Source organism: Streptomyces sp. NPDC060198 (genome assembly GCF_042728415.1).
Lineage (GTDB): Bacteria > Actinomycetota > Actinomycetes > Streptomycetales > Streptomycetaceae > Streptomyces.
Genome location: NZ_JBHWZJ010000657.1, coordinates 1 through 1,725, shown reverse-complemented (window position 1 = coordinate 1,725; position 1,725 = coordinate 1). Strand labels below are relative to the sequence as shown.

2 protein-coding genes are annotated in these 1,725 nt (G+C 74.7%); one reads left to right on the top strand and one right to left on the bottom strand.

The genetic code is table 11. The features are described 5' to 3' along the window. Positions 1-37: 37 nt before the first annotated feature. The gene (locus ACFWEP_RS34510) at positions 38-355 is read left to right on the top strand and encodes a hypothetical protein (RefSeq protein ID WP_387376235.1); all 318 of its coding nucleotides are present in this window, start codon (positions 38-40) and stop codon (positions 353-355) included. A 52-nt stretch (positions 356-407) separates the two neighbouring features. Here ACFWEP_RS34510 and ACFWEP_RS34505 read toward each other — a convergent pair whose 3' ends face one another. Beyond that, the gene (locus ACFWEP_RS34505) at positions 408-1,358 is read right to left on the bottom strand and encodes a hypothetical protein (protein WP_387376233.1); all 951 of its coding nucleotides are present in this window, start codon (positions 1,356-1,358) and stop codon (positions 408-410) included. Positions 1,359-1,725 lie beyond the last annotated feature (367 nt).

The window sequence follows — 1,725 nt, the reverse complement described above, 5'->3', positions numbered from 1 at the left end:
GGCACTGCCTGCGGGCCGTCCGCGTTAGGGTCGCGGAGTGCTTGATACAACGCCCTTGATCACCGTCGTGGACCGTTTCGCCGACCGGCTGCGGGCCGCCCCGCAGAGCCGCCTCCAGCAGGGCACCGCCGAGCGGGCGCTGGCGGTGGCACGCGAGCTGAGCGCCCGCGCGCAGCGCGTGGAGCGGCCGGGGCGGGAGCCGTACGTCATGCCGGACGGCGGGATGTTCGGCGCCGGGGACCAGGTGGCCGTCGCCGGACACGATCTGGCCGTGGCGCTGGAAACGGCCCCGCCCGAGGAACTGGACGAGGCCGTGCGGTACGTGACGGAGGCCGCCGCGGAAGCGTTCGCGTAGAGCCCGCAAGCGTTCGGGTGGAGCCGTCCGGGCCGCGCCCGTCCGCCGGGGATCAGAACGAGGCGATGACGCGGTCCGCGAGGATGTAGACGTTGTCCGCGCCGCAGGAGAAGGTCAGGGCGTAGGCGCCCGAGACGCCCGAGCCGCCCAGCAGCACCGGCTGTTCGCCCGCGCGCAGGGAGTCCGCGAGGCGTTCGGCCGTCTCCCGGTGGCCCGGGGTCATACAGAGCGTGGTGCCGTCGGCGAAGACGTACACGTCCAGGGTGCCGAGCGGACCGGGGCGTACGTCGGTCAGCCCGATGCCCGTGCCGGCGAGCTCCTCCAGACGGTTCACCGTGCGCTCGTGGTCCGTGACCACCGGCGTGCGCACCGGGACGAAGTCCGGGTGGGACGGGTGGCGGCGGCGGGCGGCGGCCAGCTCCGGAGAGTCGTCCGCGAACTCCGCGGTCCCGGGCTCCTCGCCCGGACCGCCCGCCTCGCGGGAGGCCGCCACGTCACCGGACTCCGCCGACTCGGCGAACTCCCGCATCGCGTCGGTCACGACCGCGTCGTCGGGGTGGGCGGGAACGGGCGGGAAGGCGGCGAACACCGTCTCGTCGGTCTCGTCCGTGTCCTCGGCGAAGGGGAAGGCCAGCGCCTCCAGGCCGGCGAAGTCCGCCTGACGGGGGAGGAAGTACGGGGCGTCCTCGGCCAGGCCGGCCAGCCCGCCCAGCAGCGACGGGGCGTCGGCCGCGTCGCGGGCCTCCTGCGCCGCCCAGAAGGCGCGCGCCTCGGCCAGTTCACGCTCCCGCTCCTCGGCGAGGGCCTCCGACACGGCCGCGCGTATCTCGTCGGGGGCGGCGCCGGTACGGCTCTGCGCCGGAACCGTGCGGGTGTGCTCCCTGTCCCGGGCGAGCTCCTCGCGCAGCTCGGCGACCTGCCGGTGCAGTCCGCGAGCGGTGTGCACGGCGGCGGCGCCCACGGCCGTGGCTGCGGCGGTGGTCAGCAACAGGGCAAACGACATGGCGCTCACTGACATACTCCCGGTCTCTATCGATACCCCCGACTTCCTACATCAGCTTGTCCCGTCCCTTCGCCGATCGTCAGTGCGAAACGTCATGAAATGGACAGGTCCTTGGTCCCGGCGCTCTCGTCCGACACCCCCTGACCTGCGCAAACGGTGGCATCCGGGGACGCACATCACATCCTGGGGGAGATTCGGTCACGGTGCGGGCTCGACGGGATTCGCCGACACCGCGCGGAGGCAGGCGACGCCCCTTCGGCCCCGGGCCCCGGACCGGTGGGGCGTAAGCGCGGGGAGCCGGGGGGGGGGGGGGATCCCCCCACCCGGGGCCGCCCCCCCGGGCGGCCCCCGGCGGGGGTTCCCGGGG